General features: G+C 64.6%; 24 protein-coding genes, 1 tRNA gene and 1 pseudogene. 15 read left to right on the top strand and 11 right to left on the bottom strand.

Going from position 1 to position 24,394, the window contains the following annotated elements; genetic code table 11:
- Window positions 1-467: 467 nt before the first annotated feature.
- The 9 genes from AB0P25_RS02215 to AB0P25_RS02255 all read left to right on the top strand — a co-directional run bounded on the left by AB0P25_RS02215 (window position 468) and on the right by AB0P25_RS02255 (window position 12,988).
- Entirely contained in the window at window positions 468-986 is a 519-nt protein-coding gene (locus AB0P25_RS02215) for a hypothetical protein (RefSeq protein WP_363805146.1), read from the top strand.
- A gap of 536 nt (window positions 987-1,522) precedes the next feature.
- Window positions 1,523-2,290: an NgoMIV family type II restriction endonuclease gene (locus tag AB0P25_RS02220; RefSeq protein WP_363805147.1), complete on the top strand. Its 768-nt coding sequence runs from the start codon at window positions 1,523-1,525 to the stop codon at window positions 2,288-2,290.
- A gap of 161 nt (window positions 2,291-2,451) precedes the next feature.
- Window positions 2,452-3,630 carry a DNA cytosine methyltransferase gene (locus tag AB0P25_RS02225; protein WP_363805148.1) on the top strand — a complete coding sequence of 393 codons (1,179 nt, stop codon included), beginning with the start codon at window positions 2,452-2,454 and terminating at the stop codon, window positions 3,628-3,630.
- 214 nt (window positions 3,631-3,844) lie between these two features.
- Window positions 3,845-4,315 carry a very short patch repair endonuclease gene (locus AB0P25_RS02230; RefSeq protein ID WP_363805150.1) on the top strand — a complete coding sequence of 157 codons (471 nt, stop codon included), beginning with the start codon at window positions 3,845-3,847 and terminating at the stop codon, window positions 4,313-4,315.
- Between the two features lie 285 nt (window positions 4,316-4,600).
- Window positions 4,601-5,827 (top strand): DNA sulfur modification protein DndB, encoded by a 1,227-nt coding sequence (locus AB0P25_RS02235; protein ID WP_363805152.1) that lies wholly within the window; start codon window positions 4,601-4,603, stop codon window positions 5,825-5,827.
- Between the two features lie 410 nt (window positions 5,828-6,237).
- Window positions 6,238-7,266 carry a hypothetical protein gene (locus tag AB0P25_RS02240; RefSeq protein ID WP_363805154.1) on the top strand — a complete coding sequence of 343 codons (1,029 nt, stop codon included), beginning with the start codon at window positions 6,238-6,240 and terminating at the stop codon, window positions 7,264-7,266.
- 721 nt (window positions 7,267-7,987) lie between these two features.
- The gene (locus AB0P25_RS02245) at window positions 7,988-8,260 is read left to right on the top strand and encodes a hypothetical protein (RefSeq protein WP_363805155.1); all 273 of its coding nucleotides are present in this window, start codon (window positions 7,988-7,990) and stop codon (window positions 8,258-8,260) included.
- Between the two features lie 343 nt (window positions 8,261-8,603).
- Entirely contained in the window at window positions 8,604-11,318 is a 2,715-nt protein-coding gene (locus AB0P25_RS02250) for an AAA family ATPase (protein WP_363805156.1), read from the top strand.
- Between the two features lie 506 nt (window positions 11,319-11,824).
- The gene (locus tag AB0P25_RS02255) at window positions 11,825-12,988 is read left to right on the top strand and encodes a tyrosine-type recombinase/integrase (RefSeq protein ID WP_363805157.1); all 1,164 of its coding nucleotides are present in this window, start codon (window positions 11,825-11,827) and stop codon (window positions 12,986-12,988) included.
- 214 nt (window positions 12,989-13,202) lie between these two features.
- Here AB0P25_RS02255 and AB0P25_RS02260 read toward each other — a convergent pair whose 3' ends face one another.
- The 5 genes from AB0P25_RS02260 to AB0P25_RS02280 form a co-directional block, all read right to left on the bottom strand.
- Entirely contained in the window at window positions 13,203-13,808 is a 606-nt protein-coding gene (locus AB0P25_RS02260) for a hypothetical protein (RefSeq protein ID WP_363805158.1), read from the bottom strand.
- The gene (locus AB0P25_RS02265; RefSeq protein ID WP_363805159.1) at window positions 13,805-14,692 is read right to left on the bottom strand and encodes a hypothetical protein; all 888 of its coding nucleotides are present in this window, start codon (window positions 14,690-14,692) and stop codon (window positions 13,805-13,807) included. The genes AB0P25_RS02260 and AB0P25_RS02265 overlap by 4 nt, the downstream gene beginning before the upstream one ends.
- 1 nt (window position 14,693) lies before the next feature.
- Window positions 14,694-15,371 (bottom strand): hypothetical protein, encoded by a 678-nt coding sequence (locus AB0P25_RS02270; protein ID WP_363805160.1) that lies wholly within the window; start codon window positions 15,369-15,371, stop codon window positions 14,694-14,696.
- A gap of 189 nt (window positions 15,372-15,560) precedes the next feature.
- Window positions 15,561-15,893: a hypothetical protein gene (locus AB0P25_RS02275; RefSeq protein WP_363805161.1), complete on the bottom strand. Its 333-nt coding sequence runs from the start codon at window positions 15,891-15,893 to the stop codon at window positions 15,561-15,563.
- Between the two features lie 332 nt (window positions 15,894-16,225).
- On the bottom strand, window positions 16,226-16,867 hold the full coding sequence (locus AB0P25_RS02280) for a uracil-DNA glycosylase (RefSeq protein WP_363805163.1): 642 nt from the start codon (window positions 16,865-16,867) through the stop codon (window positions 16,226-16,228).
- 17 nt (window positions 16,868-16,884) lie between these two features.
- Between AB0P25_RS02280 and AB0P25_RS02285 the strand changes: the two genes are divergently transcribed.
- The 3 genes from AB0P25_RS02285 (at window position 16,885) to AB0P25_RS02295 (ending at window position 18,374) form a co-directional block, all read left to right on the top strand.
- Window positions 16,885-17,349, top strand: coding sequence for a tyrosine-type recombinase/integrase (locus AB0P25_RS02285; protein ID WP_363805164.1), 465 nt, complete (start codon window positions 16,885-16,887; stop codon window positions 17,347-17,349).
- Window positions 17,350-17,353: 4 nt separating this feature from the next.
- Window positions 17,354-17,836: a mismatch-specific DNA-glycosylase gene (locus AB0P25_RS02290; protein ID WP_363806224.1), complete on the top strand. Its 483-nt coding sequence runs from the start codon at window positions 17,354-17,356 to the stop codon at window positions 17,834-17,836.
- Window positions 17,837-18,113: 277 nt separating this feature from the next.
- Entirely contained in the window at window positions 18,114-18,374 is a 261-nt protein-coding gene (locus AB0P25_RS02295; protein WP_363805165.1) for a hypothetical protein, read from the top strand.
- A 227-nt stretch (window positions 18,375-18,601) separates the two neighbouring features.
- Here the strand turns inward: AB0P25_RS02295 and AB0P25_RS02300 are convergent.
- The 4 genes from AB0P25_RS02300 to AB0P25_RS02315 form a co-directional block, all read right to left on the bottom strand.
- Window positions 18,602-18,673, bottom strand: a tRNA-Arg gene (locus AB0P25_RS02300).
- Window positions 18,674-18,697: 24 nt separating this feature from the next.
- Window positions 18,698-19,213, bottom strand: coding sequence for an HNH endonuclease (locus AB0P25_RS02305; protein ID WP_363805167.1), 516 nt, complete (start codon window positions 19,211-19,213; stop codon window positions 18,698-18,700).
- A gap of 343 nt (window positions 19,214-19,556) precedes the next feature.
- Complete coding sequence (locus AB0P25_RS02310; RefSeq protein WP_363805168.1) at window positions 19,557-20,459, bottom strand: C40 family peptidase; 903 nt, start codon at window positions 20,457-20,459, stop codon at window positions 19,557-19,559.
- Window positions 20,460-20,683: 224 nt separating this feature from the next.
- A complete protein-coding gene (locus AB0P25_RS02315; RefSeq protein ID WP_363805169.1) occupies window positions 20,684-21,376 on the bottom strand; it encodes a metal-dependent transcriptional regulator in 693 nt (230 codons plus the stop codon).
- A gap of 131 nt (window positions 21,377-21,507) precedes the next feature.
- On the opposite strand from AB0P25_RS02315, the gene serC reads away from it, so the two are divergent.
- Both serC and AB0P25_RS02325 read left to right on the top strand, forming a co-directional pair.
- The gene (gene serC / locus AB0P25_RS02320; protein WP_363805170.1) at window positions 21,508-22,623 is read left to right on the top strand and encodes a phosphoserine transaminase; all 1,116 of its coding nucleotides are present in this window, start codon (window positions 21,508-21,510) and stop codon (window positions 22,621-22,623) included.
- Between the two features lie 8 nt (window positions 22,624-22,631).
- A pseudogene (locus AB0P25_RS02325) lies at window positions 22,632-22,787 on the top strand (DUF2530 domain-containing protein); the annotation flags it as partial.
- Here AB0P25_RS02325 and AB0P25_RS02330 read toward each other — a convergent pair.
- Both AB0P25_RS02330 and AB0P25_RS02335 read right to left on the bottom strand, forming a co-directional pair.
- Window positions 22,716-23,672 carry a DUF3027 domain-containing protein gene (locus AB0P25_RS02330; RefSeq protein WP_363805171.1) on the bottom strand — a complete coding sequence of 319 codons (957 nt, stop codon included), beginning with the start codon at window positions 23,670-23,672 and terminating at the stop codon, window positions 22,716-22,718. The pseudogene AB0P25_RS02325 and the gene AB0P25_RS02330 overlap by 72 nt on opposite strands.
- Window positions 23,665-24,045, bottom strand: a complete 381-nt coding sequence (locus AB0P25_RS02335; protein WP_363805173.1) for a cold shock domain-containing protein — start codon at window positions 24,043-24,045, stop codon at window positions 23,665-23,667. Before AB0P25_RS02335 ends, AB0P25_RS02330 begins: the two co-directional genes overlap by 8 nt.
- Window positions 24,046-24,099: 54 nt before the next feature.
- On the opposite strand from AB0P25_RS02335, the gene AB0P25_RS02340 reads away from it, so the two are divergent.
- Window positions 24,100-24,393, top strand: a complete 294-nt coding sequence (locus AB0P25_RS02340) for a hypothetical protein (RefSeq protein WP_363805175.1) — start codon at window positions 24,100-24,102, stop codon at window positions 24,391-24,393.
- The last annotated feature ends 1 nt before the right edge of the window (window position 24,394 follow it).

Genomic DNA, 24,394 nt, shown 5'->3' on the forward strand with positions numbered 1-24,394 from the left:
ACAGGACGAGCTCAAGTGGTGGTGCGGCGGACGCAAATGACTCGCAGTCCCGTATGGCCTATCTGGTGGAGCTCGCGCCGCAAATACGCACACTGCTCGCGGGTAGGTTCCCTAAGGGGCAGTATCCGTCGGGAATCGAGGGGCAATATTCGGCTGTCATTGGCGAGCGGCCGCACCGGGATGGACGTGCCACCCGCTCGTCTGGTGACAGTGAAGGATTTACTCAAGCTGCCCGCGCCCTCGGCGATCTCCTCACGTCCCGCGGACCACAAACAAGCGGCTCATCCCCCGAGGAACTTCCTCCCCCGATAGCCGACACTTTTATTCGAGTTGTTGGTCTCCGAAGACTCCGGAAGTCGGGAAAGACGGCGAGATTCGGGCCGCGAACCGCGGATCGCCAGGCGAAGCTCCGAGGCGGATCTCGGTATGCATTGGATGTTTTTCAATTCAATGCACGGCCGGGGTTCGTGACGGTCGAACTTGGCCTTCCAGCGACGATTGTTCCAATAACGGGGAAGCAAACGACTTTCTCTACACCGTACGATGTCGCCACGTTCGAATTCTTCGCGGAGGCGCGAGACAACCCCACGGTGGGAGAGGTCCGATTGCGCGCAAATAGAGCAGCAGCCGCCGCAGATGGCGTCGCCGTCAGCGCCACAGGCAACTACGTCCTACCAAACACGCGGTTCGCCGTGCGGGTGGTGCCTCGTCGCTCGCTGTCTGGGCTCAGTTGGCTTGTGGCGCTGGGGACCACGCTGGCCGCATTCGTTGTAACGCTAGCCACGCTGGATGGTATTTTCCTTACGCCTCCCAAGGCGCCGGCCAACGCAATCGACTTGACCGCACTGGTGCAGTGGACGGGCATAAAGGTCACGTATTTGGGTGTTGATGGCTCCGCTCTAGTCGTCGCTGCGATCGCTGGAATAGGCACAGGCATGGCGGCGTTGGGCGCGCTCTTGAGGCGGCGCTTCGGTCTATCCACCTGACGCAATAGGTGGAACTCGTAGGCGACGGTAGCCCGAGTCAGCGGGTCAGACTGGCCCACGGGGCGCAGGCAGCTCACGAATGCGTACGCCATCAAGGCCGGTGGCTGCTGCGAGGCGGGGGTGCTGCCGGGGGCGATCGCGATTGTTGCGCTCGAGTTGGGAGCCCGGCGGCGCGTTGTTATCGAAACCCACTGCAACAGTTGAACTCGCACTTCGGACCAAAAGTCCGACTCTGACGCACCGAGCCCGCTTCCCCCGATCGAGCGGCCGTATAAGACCAGGCGCGGGCTCCAATGCGCATATCGTCCTCGCCGCCGGGCAGGTTGCTACATGACGAGGTGCAGCCATCGACGGCCGATAATCTTGGTTGCGCGAGCCGTTCGGTCATGAATTTAACGCTGCCGACGAGAATGTCTCGCCAGCAACCTCTGCTAGAAAGCGCTCTTGCGCGATGGGCCCGGAAACAGTTGTTCGGTTCTAGGGTTCCACTAGGTTTGGTTCGGCGCGCTCGAAGGCTCGCGCCGGACAGGACGGTTATGAGCGACGCACCCTTTGCCGGATTGCTACTCGGGTGGAAGGCGACTAAATCTGGGCTTCGCCCGAACGCGGCGGACTCGAGCAGCAAGATGTCCAAGGCGATCGCGGCTGCGACTCTTGATGAGCTCGGCGTGCCTAGCGACCGGGAATCAGGGGTTGCGGATCCGGCCACGGGACGGCCGCTCGAGCTTGCTGTTGCTGGTGCACTCAAGTCCGAGCTAGCGCAAGCGGCGCCTGATCGTCCATTTGTCGTCTTGGAAAAGCCGGGTCTCGTCACAGATTTTGAGCAGTACAGCCATTTGAAGCGGGTAAACAACGCAGCCAAGAAGAGCGCGGAGCTGCGGGTGACGCTGGGGACGGATTACCTGATCAAGCCCGACGTGGTCGTCGCTCTACCGGGGGTAGGAGCGGGGGCGCTTCCGTTTCTCCACGCGGTCGTCTCGTGTAAATGGACTATCCGCAGCGATCGAGTTCAGAACATCAGACACGAGTACAACCAATTGATCCGCCATCGGCGTGAGCGGCTGCCGCACTTGATGACTGTGACTGCCGAACCGCTGCCAACTCGATTGGTTTCGATTGCGCGGGGGACGGGTGAGGTCGACGCGACGTATCACATCGCCTTCGATGCTATGCGGGCAGCAATCAGTCGACTCAAGAAGCTCGGGACCCTCACGAAGGAGCAAGAGATCGCCTGGGACGAGGTGGTCGATTTGGGCCGGGTACGACCCTATTCGGATCTAGCCAAAACAATCGCTCGTTGGTGACCGATCGCGTCGCCCCGACGTACGAACCTCCTGGTGGAGGAACACTCGAATGACAGCAACTCGCCGTCGCCTGACCCGTCGAGCCTGAAGTATGGCGCGCAGGAAGCTGACGCACTTGCGCGCCTACCCTTGCTGTCGGTGGTCTTACGTACGATGAACACATGACCACTCCCTCCATGATCGATCTCTTCGCCGGCTGCGGTGGCATGACCATCGGATTTGCGGCGGAAGGGTTCAAGCCGATTCTGGCCGTCGAATGGGACAAGGCCGCCGCAGCAACCTACGCGGCCAACTTCGGCGAAGGTCACGTGATCCCGGGAGACATTGCGCAGGTCTCCGACGAGGAGATACCTGAGGCGGATATCATCATCGGCGGCCCGCCGTGCCAAGGGTTTTCGAACCTGGGCCTCAAGAATTTGGATGACCCGCGGAATCAGCTATGGCGCGAGTACATGCGGTTTGTCGCAAAGGCGCATCCGAAGGTTTTCGTCATCGAGAACGTTGATCGTTTCTCCAAGTCCCCCGAGTTCCAAATGCTTTTGGCCGAGGCCGATCATGGCGCGCTTCGAGAATATGAGCTGCGATTCGGGGTGCTTAACGCCGCAGACTATGGAGTGGCTCAGCGACGGAAGCGAACGATCATTATCGGGTCAAGGATTGGCGCGATAGAGCTGCCCGCTGCGACTCATGACCGGCAGCAGGAGGGCAATCGCCAGCCCTGGAAGACACTCCGCGACGTGATCGGCGGCTTGCCCGCGCACCCCGCGTCAACCGAACTGCCGGACAGTCGTGGCGAGTTCTTTGGCGAACTCATGCCTGGCGTGTTCACCGGACTCGATCTTCATATCCGGAGAACGCCCACACTCAAGAGCTTGGACCGGTACAGCTTCGTTCCGCCCGGCGGCGGTCGTTTCGATCTGCCCGCGCAGCTCCTGCCTAACTGCTGGGCGAACAAGCCCACGGGCACCACGGACGTGATGGGGCGACTCCGCTGGGACTCGCCTTCAGTCACGATTCGAACCGAGTTCTTCAAGCCGGAAAAGGGGCAGTACCTTCACCCACAGTGGGAGCGCGGCGAATGGGTGGACGAGTTTGGAAAGCACCGAGGAAATCCGGCCAAGTCCGTAGACCGGGTGATTACACACTACGAAGCGTCGCTGATCCAAGACTTCCCGCACGACTACCGCTGGGTTGGGACCAAAATCCAAATCGCGCGGCAGATCGGGAATGCGGTGCCGTCGGGCTTAGCTCGCGCAATCGCTAGACAGATTCGACCGTACTTCGATGAGGCCTCGCTCATCAGTGAACCGCTCGAGCGACAGCTCGCGCTCATTGGTTGATTTCCCCATACGTCGGAGCGTCAGACCGAGCGTTTGGAGCGCCGGCAGCAGCCATTGGCTCGTCGTCACCAACTAACCTGGGCTTCTGCGGCGCGCACCGCCTTGCGGCCACGGTATCGCGGCGATGGCGCTGCGAAGTTGGGACGGGATAATTGGATCATGGTGCAACGCACCCGCTGTCGCCGCGCGCCGCACCTCGGACCCGGGAAGCTACATGCCTGAGGACAACGCGACTGGCTCATGGGCCTCGTCTCCCGCAATTCGAAGTTCGATGCGTTCGAATCGCGGACGCGACACGGCACCCGAGCTCGCCATTCGTCGTGCCTTGCACAAGTCCGGACTCCGCTATCGCGTCGACTACTCCCCGTTGGGGAACCGACGCCGCGCAGACATTGTGTTCACCCGAAGACGAGTGGCGATATTCGTAGACGGATGCTTCTGGCACGGGTGCCCGCAACACGCAACTCTGCCCGCCACAAATGCCAGTTACTGGGTACCGAAGCTGCAGCGGAACAAAGACCGCGACCGGGAGACAGATCTCGAGCTCAGGGCTAACGGGTGGACTGTAGTGAGAATTTGGGAACACGAGGATCCCGATGTAGCAGCTCTGTTCATACTGGACTTCCTGGATCGAAGAGAGACCTCGGAGGCGGCCCCGCTCTCGTTCCTCGGTCCAGCGCAATAGAACGACCCAGCCGATCCGGTCGCTGACGTCGCCTCAAAGGGTTCCGACTAATCCTTGAGCGGTCCCGTGATTAGTCCGCGCGCACTGGCGCATCGCGCCCGATCTCGAAGACGACGACGATGGGCGCGTACTGGCGTACCTACGTTGAATCCGGAGTCGAGTACGAGTTGATTTTCACGTAGTTGCGGTTACTACGTGAAAAAATCTGTTGACAGAGCCCCTTGTCTCACGTAGATTGATCCCCGTCGAGCGCAACGGGTGCTCGCGAACAAGGGAGAACCTGACATGGACGATTCGATCGAAACGAATGACGCCGCCACGGCGAAGCCGCGGCCGCGCATCCCCTACGGCCGGGTTGCATACCCTGCCATCGGCTACTGGATGGGTAGCCGGCGCATGGTGACGACGGTGATGAGCCCTGTCACCTACGTCGGGACAGTGGGACAGCGCGAAGAGTGGGATCCGCTTGAGGGGACGGGGACGAACCGCAAAGAAGACAAGGCACACCGTGACGGCATCGCTAAATACATCGAGGAGACAGAGGACTACGTGCTCAACTCGATCCTGGTGTACTACGGCGCCGACGACGCCGAGTTCGTGTCCGACGACCCGGACGCCCCGATCACGATGGGGACGCTGTACGTCCGTCCGGGCGCCAAGGCCAAGGTAGGCGACGGCGGGCATCGGACTTCCGCGTACGGGGACGTTATCGAGGCGCACCGGCACGGCGATGATGTGCTTGAGCGACTGATGAAGGCTGGCCAGCCCATCATCGTGGTGCTGGACGACGATCAGACTCGGCGCGCTCAGGACTTCACCGACCTGCAGAACAACGCGAAGACACTCAACGCGTCGATCGCGCAGTCGATGGATCGCCGGCAGGAGATCAACAGGATCCTGCTCGAGGACGTCCTCAAGGGCGCTAAGGTTCCTGTTTTCGAGGGCGGCAAGCGAGTCGAGTTCCTCAGCGACACTCCCGGCAAGCTCTCGCAGAAGATGATGGGCTACAAGACACTGCGGTACGCCACCGGGACGCTGCTCATCGGCACCGGCGTCCGCTCCACTCGCGGATGGGACGAGAGCGTCGGCGCCGAGATCGCGACCGCCGGGCACGCACAGACCCTTCAGCGAGTACTGGACTTCTGGAACGGGTTCAGCGCGCTCCCGGACGTGGCCGCCGCGCTGTCGGCCACGGGCGGGATGGTCAAGCTGCGCGAGACGACGTGGCTTGCCAGCGCCAATGTCATCTACGCACTGGCTGCGGCGGTGCACGAGGTCACCTCGGACGCGGGAGTGTCCATCACTCAGGCGATGGATGCCGCAGCGAGCGTCGACTTCGCGCGCACGGGCAGCACCTTCCACACCACCCTGGTGGAGCCGGCTCACCAGGATGAAGACGGCAACTGGATCAAGGAGAAGGCCCTGACCGGCCGTGCCGCTTGGGAGGGGGCTGGCGCAGTACTGGCCCGCCTGATCCGCCGGAACCTCACGGAGACCGCGTCTGCTGCCTGAATAAGCCCCTCACGCTAGGGGACCCCCGGAGTGGAAGTCCGGGGGTCCCCTTCCAGTGTGCAACACGGAGAACGCACGAGGCGCCCCGAGAGTGCATGAACTCCATCTATCGATCTGACTCGCTTGGTCTCGCCTCCTACGTGACACTCCACGCGCGTCGACGGCGGGTCAGCTGGCCACTCATAGTGCTTGGGGTCCGCACCGACCACATCCAAGCTCGGCATAGTGGAAGCGTCTTCAGCAAAGCCTCAGTGTGGAACGACGGATCTACCCGCGGCGGCCGCACCCTGCCGAGAGCCCTGGATGCTGGGGGCGGACGACGCACGGGGAGATGCCCGACGTAGGCTCGCGGGCTCAATATGCTCAGAAATGCTTTTTTTCGATCACTCACGATCTGATGGAGACCTATAGTGACCTCGTACTGGTGGGTTGTCCAGGGCGCCAACTACCGAGACGAGCGGGACAGGGGCATCCTCTGGGCGCCCTACTTAAACAAAAACGGTCATCGCAAGTCGCACTGGTCCTCCATGGGCCGGGTCTCGGTCGGCGACATCGTTGTCCACTACGCCGATCTACACGTGCGAGCGGTGAGCCGCGTAACCCAAGCCGCAGAGCCCTCTCCTCGGCCGTTCGCATCGGACGATTGGGATGACGAGGGCCAACTGATTCTCACGTCTTACGAGGAGTTGCCAGCCCCGCTCCACCGAGATGAGATACCGCTGGAGATTCGTACCTCACAGACTCAGGCGAACGGCCCATTCTTCCTGAAGGGCGGGCGCGTCGGTCACGTCAATCTGGGCTATCTGTTCGATCTGACGGAGCGAGCGGGAGGAGCGATTCTTGACTTAATCGAGGGCGTCGTGCCTGTTGCTGAAGTTTCACCTGGGGCTGCTGAGGAATCGACGCCTTCGGAGGCAACGGGAAGTCACCGACTAGTTGTCAACACTGCGCCGGTCAGGCGCGCGTGGATCGCGCCGAGACACGATAGTCGTGTCTTCCACCCGCGGCCAACCGCCGATGACCTCACCGCGGATACCGGTCGGATCGTGACGTACGAAGAATTCGAGCTCCAGTCGAGGTTCGGCCGATGGCTTGAATCACAGAACACCCCAGCCGAGGTGTTGCTACTGACGGTAGGCAGCTCGGTCATCCAACCAGATTTCCACGTACCAGCGCGGTCTTGGATAGTTGAAGCGAAGAAATCAGAGGCGCGACCATATGTCCGGCTCGCCATCGGACAGGTACTCGACTACGTTGCGGCCGCGGAGCGGCACAACATCGTTGCGCGCCCTGTAATACTTCTTCCTCGTGTACCTGCGGACGACCTGGTCGATCTGGTCGGCCGACACGGGATCTGGCTCGCGGTGCCCGCAGCCAACGCTGATGACTTCACCCTCATCGCCCCATGGATTCGCGCAACCCACCAGTCCCCATCTTGAATCACGGACGGGACCATGCTGGCCCGGCCCGCCGGGAACCCCCTCCGGTCCCTTCAGGGCGGCAGTTCCCTCGCGACGCAGACGTGCGACGTCGCTGCCACGTCCGCAGACCCGCAGCCAGATGTGAGCCGGCACGGATCGGAAGAGACGACGGAGGAGAGAGGTCACGGAGAGAAACCGATGACACGGGGCAACGAGGACAGAGGAAGAGAAGACCAAGAACGGCCAGGGAGAAGGGCCGATAGATAGATGCAAACTAGGCGAATGCACGTAGGCACTTAAGTGGAACGGCCGACGCCGGCCCGGTTGCGAAAGGATCGCGTGTCAACCTGGTTTCAGCGATCTGCGCGATGCACGGCGTTCAATCTTGCGCCTCGCGGGACCACCTGCGCGCGGACGAAGACGTCTGCCTGCGGCCGGGGAGGTCACACCTGACGGCCGCCACCAGCTCTCCGTGCACAACCCCGGCGCCACATCCGTATCGGCCGCAATCTCTGGTCGAGGACGCCGCCCGTGACGCTGCCTTGCTGAGGTTTGAGGGCCTTTCCGTCGCCCCATCGTAGCTCCCTCCCGGTGCTCCGTGCCGGGCTTTCGCGGCGTATCCTCCCTCCGCTTCGCTCCAGTCCGGTACTCCACGGTCCCGGCACTGCGCACCTCCCATTCGCTCTCGATCACCCGCCGGAAAGGCACTCAGAAACGATCGACCTTGGGAGTGAATGGGATGCGGGTATTCATCATCGACACAGGAGACATGGGCTCCGAACTGCAAGGCGGACTCCTTGGGGTGGAAGGGTCCTCGAACCCGACTGCAGCAGAGAAGAAGGAATGCGTGGAGACCGTCAGCAAGTACGTGACGGATGGGTGGGCGATCGCTGCCGATCCGCACACCCCGATCGGTTGGCTCGCCGCGCTCACCGCGGAGACAGCGTGCATACCATTCGTCAATCTGACCCGGCTCGCCCAGCACCCACAGTCCCAAAGACAACCGGCTTGACCCTTTGACGTCATCCGGCAGGGGTCTTTCACTGGGGACTGGATCGAACGAATTTCGGTTTTGCGCGCCAAAACGGCCTTGGAAACACAACGTGTAGGTATGAGGGCATTCGTTTCGGAAGCCGCGCGGCAACGCGCTCGTCGGCAGCATCGCGGAGTGCCGGATGCGGCCGGTCGCCGTCGTTCCCGGAGGGAACTGCTTGCCGGAAAATTCCCGGTGCGCGCCAAATGCGCGCAAAAACGCCCTCCGAACCGGAACTTGTAAGTAGAGGGACATTTTCGAACAAAGGGTAAGACTGCCCAATTTCGAAAGACGAGGGAGGTGTGTGCAGGTGCGAGGCGGAGTGGCCAGGTGGAAGCGGGGACAGCAGTCCCACGGGGTCAAGCAAGCGGTTAACTACGCCTTCAGCGGCGTCTGTGACGCAACCCTCACCGCCAAAACCGCCGACGGAGTGATCGCCGCCGCCAGCTACGCCGACGCGGTGATGACCCGGTACATCGTCGAGAACGGTGCCATCCGCGACGACCTCCTCACCCGCGACCAACTGAAGGACTGGGTGGACGGACTCGACCCGCTTACCGGAAAGCGCCGAGGGCGGGTCCTCGAGTCTCCGGTGGCGGACCTGATTCTGGATGCGACGATCAACGCACCGAAGTCGTTCTCGATCGCCGCCATGCTCGACCCCGACCTTGCCACCGCCTATGAGGACCTCCAAGACCGACTCCGCGACCGGATCATCAAACTGTGGCAGTCCGAGCTCAACGCGCGCCGCGGCAAAGGCGGCGCCATCCGCGAGAACCTCGCCCGCATCGAGGTCGTCGAACTCCGGCATCAACGTTCCCGGTCTCTGGATCCTCACAAGCACCGCCACCTCTGGCTCAACGTCAAAGTCCAAGGCGAAGACGGCAAATGGTCCAACATCGACACGAGGGTCGCGTTGCGGTTCCAGAACGTGATCAACGCTGAAGGCGACCTCGCCTCCCGCACCGACCCCTCTTGGATCCACGCCCTCGCCGCAAAAGGCTTCACCCTCAACGAGGACGGGGAGATCACCCAACTGCAGCATCTGGTGCGGCCGTTGTCGAAGCGGTCGGCGCAGATCGAAGCCAACAAGATCGCGCGCATCGCCTGGTGGAAGCAACTGCACCCGGGGCAGGAGCCTTCACACGATGTGCTCAGTCAGATCGATCACGGGGCGTGGGCTGTCGGTCGACCGAACAAGCCCGGCGGACTGAACGAGGACGACTGGGCTGCGCTCGTCCGTGACGAACTGCATACCGCCGACCCTGCGCTTGGCATGCAGCGTTCTCCTGTGCCGATGCCCTCTGTGGCCGTCGAGGATCTCGACGTCGAGTTCCTGGCGTCCAAGGCCGTTGCCGACGCGGATGCCCGCTCGACCGGCAGCGGTGGCCGCTTCAGCGTGATGGATGTGCGGGCCGGTGCGCTCCGCGCGATCGCAGTTACCGGAGTTGTCGCCGACCGGGACGTCCTGACGAAGCTCGCCGAGGAAGTCGTGGCTCACTCGCAGACCGTGACACTGATCTCCGAACCGGACGCCCCGAAGCACGTCAAACACCTCATGGCGGTCTCCACCGCCACACTGAAGGCCACCCTCGCGCAAAAGGTCGACGCATTTTCTGCGCCCGGACAGATCCTCGACACAGACGAGGTCGCCGCGATCGGTCACGCACTCGAGCCCGGTCGGACACTCGATGACGGCCAGCTCGCCGGCGCGGCCGCAATAGGTGGCACCTCCCGCAACGTCGTCATCTCCGGCCCTGCCGGCACCGGCAAGACCACGATGCTAAAGATCGCCGGGGCAGCTCTGCAGCGACGCGGCCACAAAATGATCATTGTCGCGCCAACCAAGAAAGCCTCTGGTGTCGCCGGACGCGAGACGATGAGCGCGTCGTCGTCCCTCCACCAGCTTCTGCACGATTACGGATGGCGCTGGGCTACTACCGCATCTGGCGCTACTGACTGGCGGCAGCTCTCCACCGGCGAGATCGACCCGGGTTCGGGCTGCATCTACCGCGGCCCCCGCATCAGCATCAACCCTGGGGATCGCATCGTCGTTGACGAGGCCGGCATGCTCGATCTCGAGGCCGCGACAGCGCTTCTTGACGTCGTGCACGCCACGGGTGCGGGAGTCGCTCTGGTCGGAGACCAGAGACAAGCCCTGCCGGTAGGCCACTCGGGCGCCATGGCCCTCTTCTGGCACCGCTCCTCGGATCGCCTCGAGCTCACGACAACCCACCGCTTCACGGATTCGGCCTGGGCGGACCTCACGCTTCGGCTGCGCGACCCTCAAGGCAAGGATGAGATGCACGAGATCGCGAAGGATCTCATTCGAACTGATCATGTCGTGTTTACCGATAGCGATCACGCTGCGCGCGAGGCGATGGTCGAAGGATGGTTCGACGCCACCAGCCATCACGAGACGATCGCGCTAGTCACGGCAACGCACGCCGAAGCACAGGAGATCAGCGAAGCCATCCAACGCCGCCGAATCGAAGACGGATCCGTCCGCACTGGCCAAGCCCTTTGCGGCCAATCGGGGCAACCGATCTTCGTCGGTGACGTGGTCCAGACCCGACGTAACGATCGCGTTGCCGACGTCCAGAACCGCCAGAACTGGATCGTACGAACGATTGGCAAAGACCATGCGATCCTCGCCGCGAGTACCAACACCACTGATCTGAGAAAAGTCAGCCTCGCCTACGCAGAATCGCACCTTCACCTCGCCTATGCCACAACGGTCTACGGAGTCCAGGGAGAGACGACGGACCGCGCCCTTGTCGGACCCGGCGTCGATGCCGCCGGCCTCTACGTTGGCCTCACACGCGGAAGGCAGCACAACGCGGCGGTACTGGTCGCACCGACGGCTGATTCCGCGAAGTCGCAGCTGGTCGAGATGATGCAACGCCAGCCGATGGAAGAGACGATGGAGAAGTCGCGAGCGGCAGCGCAGACTGAAGTCAGACGGGCCGCTCAATCGTCCACCGGACCCATCATCGCTGCCCCTGATCGGCAACTAACACCGCTTGGTCTCCAATGACCAGGCCGCTACTCCAGCCGCGCCTGAGCGCTTGCGAACAACTCGCGGCCAAGCAGATTGACGCCATCGAGAGTTCCGCCCTGAGGATCGAACCCGAAAACGGCGATCCCGAGTTCGTCGGCCCTCACCCGCGCCGCTGGCATCACACCACGACGAGCGAAGACCCACCCCCGACGACCGTCACTAGCGACGACCGCCGCCGCTCGCTCAACGAGCTCGACTTCCAGATTCCCTCGCTTGTTCTCGACCCACCCGAGATAACGAGACCCGTACAGATCGCAGACCCGGCGCGACTCACCAGCCGCCACGACTGCGTCCGAGGCTCCGAGATATCGCATCCACTCCTTGCAGAGCTCGACTGCTTCATCGTCAGAGGCTCCCCAAGGTCTTGGTTCAGGCGTCTCTCTCACAGTTCCAGAGTGCACCCAACCTCCGATCCCTGGTCAACTCTGTCGTGCTGGCCAACGCGACCCGACCTCGTCGGTGGCGAGAGTTAGGTTCTGCGAGTGGGAAGCATCGACGCTTACGAGTCGGCGAATGGCCGGCGCTATCGCGTGCGCTGGCGCGACCCCGAGCATCAGCAGCGTGAGAAGCGCGGGTTCCGCACTAAGCGCGAAGCGGAGCTCTACAACGCAACCGTCGAAGTGGCGATGATGAGAGGGACCTACTTCGAGGCGTCTCAATCCAAGATCACTGTCGGCGAGCTCGCTGAGGAATGGCTCGCCAACAAGGAGCAAGCGCTCAAACCCTCCAGCTTCTCCCCTATCCGCATCGCCTGGCGCGTCTACGTCGAGCCGCGCTGGGCGGCGACACCGATCGGCGCGATCCGTCCCTCCGCAGTCGAGAAGTGGATCCGAGAGCTGAGCCAGGGCAAAGCTGTCACGGTGCGAGTGCGTCAGGGCAACGCCGGTAAGCCGCGATCGGCAGGCGTCGTTCTTCGCGCGGTCGGGATCCTCGCGGGGATCCTCGATGTTTCGGTACGTGATGGCAGGATTCCGGCGAACCCGGCACGGGGCTCGAGTAACCTCCCGCGTAAGGGGACAAAGAAGCGTCGCCGGTATCTGACCAACGAGGAGGTCTTCCGGTTCGCGAGAGCCGTACCCGATGACAAGCGGAGCGTCCTCGTGCTGACTTTGGCCTACACCGGCATTCGGTGGGGCGAAGCTGTCGCGCTAACCGTGAACGACATCGACCTCGACCGTTGCCGCCTGGCGATTCACCAGACCGCCACAGAAGTGGACGGGCTGATCCATGTCGGACCGCCGAAGAGTTGGGAAGCTCGTTCGGTACCTTTCCCCGCATTTCTGGCCCCTCGGCTCGAGGCGCTCATCGCCGGGAAGAAGGGGACCGAGCTCGTGTTCCCCGCCCGCGCTGGCGGCTACCTTGCTCGCCCAGACACCGCCTGGAACCGGCAATCCTGGTGGCTGACCGCTTTGCGCGATGCCGGGCTCGAGCACATGACCCCGCACGACTTGAAACACACAGCTGCAAGCCTGGCTGTGAGTGCTGGCGCGAATGTCAAAGCGCTCCAACGCATGCTCGGGCACAAGTCGGCAGCCATGACGTTGGACACATATGCGGATCTGTTCGAAGACGATCTGGGGTCGGTGGCAGAGCGACTCAACGAGCGAGTCCTATCAGAGAGCGAAGGAAGTCTGTGGAGTAATTGACGCGACTTTGAGCCGTCTCGACTTTGAGCCGTCTAAGCGCATGCGGCTTACTCCGTATGTCAGAATCGAAGCCCGATCTACGCTGCTCTGACACCTGTTCCAGGTTTGCCAGCCTCAGAGGTTTGCCGGGTGCGCGTATGATGCCAGGTGGTGCGGGGCCGACTGTCGTCGAAGCGGACGCTCTGTCATCTCTGCTTCGCGCAGACGTCCGGCCTCAGGACGCGGACGAGAGCCTGAGGAAGACGGAGCCCAGCAGCTCTTGTGGGTCCGCCGTGACCACGTCGGCGCCGCTACGGCTGGCGTCCCCTGCCGCAACCTGGGCCGGCGAGGTGTACACGATCACTGTCGCATCGGGATATGACGACGCGACCTGGCGGACGAAATCGGCCACCTGGGTGCCATCCTGACGGCCCCAGTTCGTGATCACGACGCTGTACCGCAAGCTTCTGAGGTACTCCATTGCGCCGTCCGCATGAGTCGTCTTCGTGACGGCCAGTCCTAGACGTTCGAAGGCGATGCTCTCGTGGAGGTTGTTGTCCGGGTGGTCGTCCACCCACAGGATGCGTCCGAGGTGGACGGAGGCGGGCACATTCACGGCGGCGGTGTCTAGGGTCTGCCCGCGCCCGGCCGCGGCAGCGCGAACATCGTCGCCGACCGCCTCGCGCGTCTCCGCCCCGACGGTCACCTGGACGTCGAGGAGCTTCGCGACCGAGATCTTGAGGCCGCTCGCACGTCCGCGCGCGACCGCTCCCCACGCGATCGCCCCGACGACGACAATGACCAGCACGCCGAGGATCAGCGTGCCCAATTCGGTGCTCATGCCTGCCGTCCTTCCTGTCTCGGCTCGATCGTTTCGAGCGCCGTGTCGATCGGAAAGCGGGCCCATCCGTAGAGTTCGGCAGCCTCCTCGCGGAGCCTGCCCGCGAACCCCTCGACCCGGCCGACTCCCAGGGCGACCAGCGCGACGATATCGAGATCGGGGATATCGATGGGCGCGCTCGCATTCCGCCACAGATAGCGGTTGGAGGCCGCCAGGCTCGCGGCGTCGTCGAATCGACGGGACATCGCGACGAGCGCACGCAGCAAGACGGACTCGCGATCGTGATCCATGAGGGCGAGGCCGGTCCGGACGTACGTCCGCACCGGAAGGCCGAGCGCCCCGACCGGGGCGGTCCCCGACCTCATGGCCGGGAGGTCCGCGATCGCCGCGAGCTCCTCGCGGAATTCTTCTACGAGCTCGGGTGTCGCCGCCGCGGCGACGAAGAGGTAGGCCTGCTGCTGCGGAGAGGCTAGGTCGCGCAGCTCGAACCGGTCGGCTTCGACGGGCGTACCCGCCACGGCGGCGCGGAGCTGGCGGATCACGTCCCCGTCAGGTCGTAGCGGACCGTCGGCATTGACCGTCCGGCACGCCGCTCCGAGAAAGTCACCGTAGGCAAGGCCGAGCCGGGAGAACCAGCGGGCGGCCGTCGCCAGACGGTCGAACGCGTCGTCGGTGCCCAGAGCCAACGACCACTGAGCGGCCTCCCGATAGGCCGTCGCCGCATCCATGCCGTTCGCTCTGCTGATGTCCGTCTCCGGCTCGCTGGTCGTCGCCTCGCGGAGGTAGTCCTCTTCGGCCAGCCGCGCGTAAGCAGTCGAGAATGCCGCCCGAGCGGAGGCGCGCTCCGGGTCGACGCCGAGATCTGCGAGTTCGGCCGCGGCCATGTCAGATCATCTCCCGCAGGTTCGACAGGCTCTCGGGCGCGATGAACGCCCCGTTCGGATGGACCCAGTCGCGCCGGAGGACATTGTTCGACTGGTCCCAGCTCCACTTCTCGCATGAGTGGATCTGGGTCGCGGGGACGTTGATCTTGGCCACTATCTCACCTTCGGTCTGGAAGGCGGAGTACCGACGATAGGAGTTGAGGTCGCGCACCTCCTCGGCCACACCCTCAATCTCGACGGCTGGTCGCGGCGCCAGCACGAGCCAGCACACGAACAGGTACGCGGATGGTTTGGTGCCGAACTCGGTTCCGAACCAGAGGGCCGTCTTGCGGGCGCGATGCGCGAAGTTGGTGGCCGTTGCCGATTGCCGCTCCACAGTGCCGGCGGAGAGCGAGATGAACGGCGTGATCTCGCGGAACGGCCGGCCCGTCGCGGGATCCGTGTCGTCGAAGTGGTTGATGTGCCGGTCGAGCGCGCTGAGGGTCAGCTGGCTGGAGACCTCGGAGCGGTGGATCACGCCGCTGTCCCGCCACCAATTGGAGACGAGGCCGTCACCGCTGTCGATGAGCCCCCGTGCAGCGACATCGTCGGGAAGGCTGAGGCCCTTCACGCACCACTGAACAATCAATCCCGCCACCCCTCTGACCGACGTGGGACATGGATGCGCTTCCCCGCTCACGCGCCAGGCTAGCGCTTGAGGCGGAGGAACGGGAATCGGCGCTCCCGTGAATCAAAAGTCGAGCACCATGCGAGGAAGGCCGTCGCCGCCATGCTTGACCCCGACTTAGCGGATGTTTACGAACCTCCATGCCCCCTTGAGGGATAGTGAAGTGACCGGCAGCGAGCTGCGCGCCTGCCCGTTGCTCCCCTAGACGCCGTGAGCCTCGCCGCCGACTGCGCCTGCGATCTTGGGCGCGACGGTGGCAGAGTCGGAGATCCCCTCGCTGGAGTTCAGCGTCAGAACCGCTGTGCCTTTCGCGACATAGATGCCGCCGAACGAGTCACTCAGTTTGCCCCAGGTCGTCAGCGCAGCAGCGTCCGGGAAGATGTTGATTCCGGCGTCGTACCCATCGACGGTGATATCGAATCGCGCCTTCGCGCCTGAGGCGCCGACATCGCTTCGGACCGGGTCCGTGTGCGTGATCCCCAGGTCGTCGAGCGCCTTGACGTACAACTCCACACCTGCGTCGATGTCCGACACGGTCGCAGTAGGTGTCGGTGTCGCTGGCGGGGTAGGGGCAGCGTTCGAGCGGTTCGCACTCGAAGCTGCAGTCGCGGTGGTAGTGGTTGGGCTGGCGGTACAACCGGTGAGAGTGAGCACCGCGATCAGCGACGCGGACCCGGCGGTCGCGATGATTCTCTTTTTGATTGTTTCCCCAAACGTGCGATATCGAGCAGGTGGAGGCTACCGGTTTCGCCGACGGTGAAGCGAAGCCCCAGTAGTGGGGATAACGTTGTCATCGGCCCTTGCCCGCTCATCGGTGGAGGAACGGCAGCCTCGACCGAGCCGCTCGTAAGCGCAGTGGGCGAACGCTACCCTCGCGGCTGACGGACCAGCTCGCCGACCTCAGCAAATGCTGCCTCCTGGCGGGCGACGCGCCGGGCGCGCTCGTCCTTGTCTGGGGTAAATAGCGCCTGACGACCCGGGTGGATGGTCGCAACTACGCGCACGCCCCGCTCCTCAATCGGGGCGGGCAGTCGTCGGGAGACCCGCCTCCATCCTGCCTCTGCATCGCGGCCCTGGAGGAGGATGATACGCAGCTCCGGCAGTAGCTCGAGCAGCTCGACGATGACCTGCGCGCCAGCTTCGAGTTCCGCCGCCGACGGCGCCCGGTTCACGTACCAGGGGTACGCGTTCCACGGGAGCACCTGCCAGGGCCTGATCCCGGCGGACTCGAACAGGATCATTTGCCGTTCCGCGGTCGGGTCGTTGTTTTCCACTGCGAGGAACCCGGACCCGACACCGGCCTGGGTCGCCGGGCCTGGATCGCGGAGGATAGAGAGCACCTGAGCGTGGATCCCGCCATGCAGCGGGGCGACATACGGCGCCCACCCTCGGCCGTCCCGGTCGCGGATCGAGTCGACGAACAGGTTGATCGGGACGATGTGGTCGGCGGTGAAGGCGGCCGCTTCCTGGTCGGCGCGGAAGTTCGGGTCGGCCATTCGTCGAGACATGTTTCTGACGGTAGCGGATGCCGGCGACGTCAGCTCAGGATGAATGTGCCGACGAGGATCAGGATGAATATGTCCGCGACGACGAACACGATCGTGAGTACCCCGGCGCAAACGCCGACACCGCTCAGAGGCGGGCTGGGTCAGAGCTGCGCGACGCCGGAGTCGAGCGCATGACCCCACACAATCTCAAACACACTGCCGCAAGCCTGGCCGTGAGCACCGTCGTCAATGGTAAAGCGCTCCAGCGCATACTTGGGCACAAGTCGGCGGCGATGACGCTGGATACGTACGCCGATCTCTTCGAGGACGACCTCCGCTCTGTCGCAGACAAGCTGAACGAGCGAGTGCTGGCCGAGAGTAGAGGAGACCTCTGGGGTACTCGTCCGCTGGTGACACCCGTTATGAGTGCAGCCGGGATAGCGCGGGACCGTGGAGAATCTACGCGTGCCAATACTTCCGGACATACTCGCGCCTGCTCTTGATGTCGTGTTCTGTGGAACCGCTGTCGGTACGACGTCGGCCACCCGTGGGCACTACTTCGCTGGTCGAGGCAACAAGTTCTGGGACTACCTACACCAGAGTGGATTAACACCGCTGCGACTCTCCCCGGATCAAGACTTAAAGCTGCCCGAATACGGCATCGGTCTGACAGACCTCGTGAAGGACACTGCTCAGAGCCACGATCGCGGCTTGGACTTTTCGCGCGTACCGGACCTACAGCAGCGACTTGAACCTTATGCGCCCAGGTGGGTCGCTTTCGCGGGACTCACCGCGGGGTCGAAGGCCGCGAAAGTGTTTGGCCACAGTAAACCTCGACACGGTGCTCAGGATTGGACAATTGGCGCTTCTCGGGTCTTCGTCGTAACCAACCCGAGCGGTGCCGCCGCCGACCCGAGGACATGGGACGGTAGGGGAGACAAGGTCGACTGGTGGAAGGAACTTGCTGCCGAGATCGCGACAGGGCACTAGATCCGACAATCGGAAATGGCAGCTGGCCTCAGCAGGACACCAGTGGTGTCATGACGCGGGGATTTGCGAATCCCGGTCGGTGCGGAAACAACCAGCGCCGCCAGTTCGGTAGCGCAGATCTTCAAGCGTGATGGCGTAGACGGTGATCGAGACACCACAACCTGACCGATGGCGCGCAAGAAATGGGCCTCGGCTCGGCCTTGTAGAGGACTGGGCTTCGTAGTGCGTCCCGAACGGGGGATTCTTCCGCGCACGCGCGCACACATACGCTGACCGAATGGCGAAGCGCAGGGGAACAAGCGGCGATCTCGTAAAGATGTGGATCGCGACGATCGTCGTCCTCGGAGCATCCGCGTGGCTTCTGGCGCAGTCGACGGTGGTGTGTGAAATCTCCGGACCTGCATTCGGTGCCGGCGCAGGTAGGTGCATCACGACGTCGATCGCGCACGGGCTCGCCCCCTACTTACCCTGGGTGATGGTCGTCGCGGCCTTATTCGCGATCGTCGCGACGCTGGCGTTCGCGCTGCGCAGACGGTAGCGCCCAAGGGTCCTGTTAAGACAATTCGGGGGAAGCGGGAGACTGGCGCGTCAGTGAGGGTACGACGTTGACGTCCAGGTGAACCCGCTGCAGGTGAGATGACGCGCTTAGAGTTTCTTGGAGTTTTTCGGCGTCCATGTGGGCAAATTGTGGGCAAAAACGAAAATCGGCGATTTTCATGCCACTGAAAACCGCCTCTGACCAGCATATTCGCTATACTCCGAAAGTGCCCCTGGAGGGACTCGAACCCCCAACCGTTTCCTTAGGACGGAACTGCTCTTCCATTGAGCTACAGAGGCTGGCCCGGCAAGTCTACCGGCCCGTCACCCCGCCATCTGCAGCTCGTGCCGCCTCCACGGCTCCGTGTACTCGTCCCAGTTGGGGTCGCTCCAGCGCATCGAGATCAGCGACGCCATGTTGAGGTGCGGCTCCTTCAGCTCGAAGGGCAGCTTCCAGCCGAGGTCAGACAGCAGCCGGTCCGACTTGATGTTGTTGCAGCGGAAGCACGCGATCACCACGTTGTCCCACGTGTGCGTCCCTCCGCGCGCCCGCGGGATGACGTGGTCGAGGGTGTCGCCGAACTTGCCGCAGTAGGCGCACACGTGGCCGTAGCGCTCCAGGGCGCTCTTCCGGGTGAGCGGGATGCGGCGGTGCGGGACGCGGATGTACTGGTTCAGGAGGACGACGCTCGGGGCATCCAGGACCAGGGATCGGCTGTGCAGTTGCGCGCCCGTCCCCGCGACGGTCGAGGCTTTGCCGGCGAGGACGAGCATGACCGCCCGCCGCGTCGAGATCACGCCGAGCGGTTCGTAGCTGGCGTTCAGAACCAGAGTCTTCATCTGCGACCTTCCGGGAAAAGGTGAGAGCTGGAAAAACGGCAAACAAAAAGGGCACTGTCCGTGCGGACAGCGCCCAAGGTGGCGGTGGCATGGTGGTGGCAGGCCACATGGTGGCGGTGGCAGGCCTCGACATGGTGGCGACAGGCGAGGAAATCTTGGCCGCGCTCGTCCCATCCGGTCGCCCTCAGCGACCCGGCGGAACGACTTCCGGCCATCGGATCCTCCGAATCCCGGCTGCGGCGAGGCAGCTCAGAACGCAAGGATAACCCAGAAACGGCGCGCCTCTTAATCGAGGCGCGCCGTTCCTGGCTGTGGTGCGAAGTGTTTACCGAATGGATGCCACTCAGATACCGAGACGGACGATGTAGTAGTTGCTCGTCCAGATCGGGCGGATGGAGATCGAACGGCCCGTGTCGGGCGCGTCCATGATGTTGCCGTTGCCGGCGTAGAAGCCGTCGTGGCCGGGCATGATCACCAGGTCGCCGGGCTGGGCGTCCGCGATCGAGATGCGCTTGCCCATGGCGGCCTGACCCGACACCGAATGCGGCAGGTTGATGCCGAACTGGGCGTACACGTACATGACGTAGCCGGAGCAGTCGAAGCCCGCGGGGCTCGCGCCGCCGTAGACGTACGGGGTGCCGATGTACTGCTGTGCGACCGAGAACACCTGCGAGAGGCTGAAGTTCGGGTACGGCGGGTTGGCCAGGAAGTCGGAGACCGAGGGGCCGGTGGCCGAGCTGCTGGCGTAGGTCGCGAGCTGGACGGCGGCCTGGCGACGAGCGGCCTCGGCGGCTGCGGCGGCGGCCTGGGCGGCCTTCTGCGCGTCCAGCTGCTCCTGCGTGGTGGCGGAGGCGGCGTCGCGGTTGACGGCGGCCGAGGCGACCCCGCCGACCTCGACGGTCTGCGACTGCGCCTTCTTCATGGAGTCGGCGGCGCTGGGGCCGAAGCCCGCACTGTCGGCGCCGTTCGGGTTGAACGCGAAGGCGGGGAGCGCCATCGTGCCGACCAGACCGGCGGCGACGGTGATGACCGCCGCGTTCAGGATCCAGCCGCCCTTTCGCTTCTTCTTCGGCTGCTGCGCGGGCGTCGATCCGGTGCGCGTCGCGACCGCACCGCGGGCCGGCGACGTCGCCGGGGTGGATGCGGACGCGCTCGTGCGCAGGGCGCGACGGCTGGCGGGGGAAGTGGGGCTCTGGTCCGGGTTCGTGCGGTCCTGGTCGGGACCGGGCGTGCTCGAAACTGCCAAGGTGTGACCTCCAGCGCTCCGGCAGCACTAGGGTTGCTGCCCCCGTCCCAAGCTGGGTGGCTTCGGCTTCACGGATCGTGAGACGGGTTCAAAGGGGGGTGGAGCGTCACGACCCGGGGTCCTGATGGGCCGGCTTCTGGCCCGTTCGGACTCGTAAGAGACTACGGGACCGCCTCGCGTTTGTCACACTTTTGGCGGACTTTTTTAACGAATCGGTAACGGAGTCAGGCGTCGACGAAGATGTGCGCCGCGAGCTCGTTCGGCAGCTCCAGGCCGGGCTCGAAGCCGTCGATCTGGACCGCGACGTACGATCCGGCCGGAGAGAAAGTGCCGGTCGAACCGGGAAAAACGCCGGCCTGCTTGAGCTGGAGCAGCAGCTCGGGGTCGACCTGGGCCGGCTCGCCGAGGCGGCGGATCTTCGCCGTGACGGCCGCATCGTTGCCGCGGACGACGTCCACGAGGTTGATCAGACTCTCAGTGGATGCGGAGGTGTCGGGCGCTCCGAGCTCCCCAAGACCCGGGATGGGGTTGCCGTACGGCGACTCCGTCGGGTGGCCCAGCATGGTCAGCAGCTTGCGCTCGACCTGCTCGCTCATCACGTGCTCCCACCGGCAGGCCTCTTCGTGGACGTACTCCCACTCCAGCTCGATGACGTCGCTGAGCAGGCGCTCGGCCAGGCGGTGCTTGCGCATGACGTGCACGGCCTTGCGGCGGCCCTCGTCGGTGAGCTCGAGGTGGCGGTCGCCGGAGACGACGACGAGTCCGTCGCGCTCCATCCGGCCGACGGTCTGGGAGACGGTGGGACCGGAGTGGCCGAGACGCTCGGAGATGCGCGCACGCAGGGGGACGATGTTGTCCTCCTCCAGCTCCAGGATCGTGCGGAGGTACATCTCGGTCGTATCGATCAGATCGGTCATGAGCCCCTCCACGTGACGGCGTGCGAACACCGGATATCAGCCTACTTGCTACGGATGACAGGCACGCACAGGCGGCCGCAGGGCCACCCCGCGCGCCGTCCTGGGTGTTCAACAGCCAATACACTTCCTTTATGCCGGACGTCACGATCCCCTCTGAGCTGCTGCCCGCCGACGGTCGATTCGGATGCGGACCCTCCAAGGTCCGCCCGGAGCAGGTCGCGTACCTCGCCGGTCCCGGCGCTGCGCTGCTCGGCACGTCCCACCGCCAGGCGCCGGTGAAGAACCTGGTCGGCCGCGTGCGCGAAGGCCTCGGCGAGCTGTTCCGCCTGCCGGAGGGCTACGAGGTCGTGATCGGCAACGGCGGCTCGACGGCGTTCTGGGATGCGGCCGCCTTCGGCCTGATCGAGAAGCGCAGCGAGAACCTGGTGTTCGGCGAGTTCGGCGGCAAGTTCGCCAAGGCGGCGAAGACGCCGTGGCTGGAAGCCCCGCACGTGCTCGAGGCGCCGGGCGGCTCGCGAAGCGAGGTCGAGGCCGTAGAGGGCGTGGATGTGTACGCCTGGCCGCACAACGAGACGTCGACCGGTGTGATGGCGCCGGTGCGACGCGTGCACGGCGACGCGGGCGCGCTGACGGTGATCGACGCGACGAGCGCGGCCGGTGGGGTGGATGTGGATGCGAGCGAGGCGGACGTCTACTACTTCGCCCCGCAGAAGAACTTCGCCTCCGACGGCGGACTGTGGCTGGCCCTCTTCTCCCCCGCCGCGCTGGAGCGCGTCGAGCGGATCGCGGCGAGCGACCGCTACATCCCGGAGTTCCTGAGCCTGAAGAACGCCGTCGACAACTCGCGCCTCAACCAGACGCTTAACACGCCGGCGATCGCGACGCTCGTGCTGCTCGAGAACCAGGTCGAGTGGATGAACGGCAACGGCGGTCTCGCCTGGGCCGACGCGCGGACCCGCGAGTCGTCGGGCGCGCTGTACGAGTGGGCCGAGTCCGTGGACTACGCGACGCCGTTCGTGGCGAACCCGGACCACCGCTCCCAGGTCGTCGTCACGATCGACTTCGACGACGCCATCGACGCGGCGGCGGTCGCCAAGACGCTGCGCGCAAACGGCGTGGTCGACACCGAGCCGTACCGCAAGCTCGGACGCAACCAGCTGCGGGTCGCGACGTTCACGGCCATCGAGCCGTCGGACGTCCGCGCGCTGATCGGCTGCATCGAGTACGTGGTCGAGCGGCTGGGCTGAGCCGAGCCATGCGCCTCTGGCTGCGCGACGACGAGCGTCGGCCCGACCCGGTCCCCGCGAAGACGGACGACCGGCGGGCCGTGCTGGTCGGGCTAGGCCTGTGGGTGGTCGCCCTCGTCGTCCTGCTCATCGTCGGCGTCCCCGGCGGCACCTGGCTCTGGACCGTCGTCGTCGGACTCGTCCTCGGCCTGCTCGGGATGGGCTACCTCACCCTCGCGCGTCGACGCTGAGTCGGCGTCCTCTTCTTCGTCGGCGTCCTCGTCCTCGTCGGACTCGTCGTCCGGATCGGCGAGGGCGGCGGCCTCCTCGGCCTCCAGGTCGAGGTCGGGGTCGACGTCGGTCACCTCGTCGAAGTCGACGTCGACGCTGTCGATGTCCACGCCGTCGAGGTCGTCGTCGGCGTGGAGGTCGTGCACGTCGGTGTCGTCCTCCGACTCGTCGAAGGCGTCGTCGTCCTCATCCTCGTCGTCGTCATCCTCGTCGGACTCGTCGACGTCGGACTCGTCGTCCTCCTCGTCGTCGCCCGGCTCGCCCTCCTGCGCCGCAAGCGCCTCCTGGGCAGCCTGGTACTCGGCAAGACGCTCGGACCACGGCACCCAGTCGGGCGCGAGCAGCGCGCCGTCGCCGGGCATGAGCTCGGCCTCGAGCACGGTCGGCTCGTCGGAGTCGTCGGCGCGGCCGACGGTGACGGTCCAGTGCCAGCCGGGGTAGCCGGCGAGACGCGTCTGGAAGAGCAGCGACAGGACGCCGGGGCCCTCGACGACGTGACCGAGCGGCGCGCCGATGGTCGCCTCGGGGGTGATCTCCTTCAGCGCGCTGAGCGCGAGCGGGACGGCGGCGAGCAGGTCCTCATCCGCGACGAGCTCGGGCTCGGGCTGGGACTCGGCCTCAGGCTCGGGAACGACCTCGATGGCGGCAGCTACCGCCTCCGACTCGACGGAGGCGTCGGAAGCATCGGCCTCGGCCGCCTCCGACTCGACGGCGACGTCGGCAGCGTCCGGCTCGACCGCCTGGTCGACGCTCTCCGGCTGGTCGCCCTGCTCAGGCATCCAGATCGTCCGCGACCTTGCGCAGCACGGCCGCGATCTTCGCGCCGTGCGCCTTGTCCGGGTACTTGCCGCGGCGCAGGTTGGCGCCGATGCCGTCGAGCAGCTTCACCAGGTCTTCGACGATGATCGCCATGTCGTCGGCCGACTTGCGCTTCATCTTCGCGAGGCTCACCGGAGCCTCCAGAACGCGCACGGACAGCGCCTGCGCACCCCGCTTGCCGTCGGCGATGCCGAACTCGAGGCGGGTTCCGGCCTTGACGACGGCGCCGGCGGGCAGCGCCGAGGCGTGAAGGAAGACCTCCTGGCCGTCATCGGAGCTGATGAAGCCGAAGCCCTTCTCCTCGTCGTAGAACTTGACCTTGCCGGTTGGCATGGGAACCTCACTCCTTGGGGGATCGAATGACCAGCCTCAATTATCCTTGATTTCGTGACCCAGCAGACCCCGCCGCCGGCATCGCGGCTCCAGCGCATCCTCGCGTACATCATCGCCGCGTTTGTCATCGTCTCCCTGGTCTGCATCGCGGCCATCCTGATCGGGACCGCGTCAGGCCAATTCGCGCAGCAGGGATCGGGTCAGGGCCTGTGGCCGACGGTCTTCTTCTTCCCGCTCGTGGCCCTGCCGATCGCGTTCGTGCTCATCATCGTCCTGCTCATCGTGAGCGCCCGCCGCAACCGCGCTCTGAACCGGGCGAACGCCGTCGATCCGAAGGGCCGGCGCTAGG

The sequence above is a fragment of the Leifsonia sp. NPDC077715 genome (assembly GCF_040686855.1).
GTDB lineage: Bacteria > Actinomycetota > Actinomycetes > Actinomycetales > Microbacteriaceae > Leifsonia.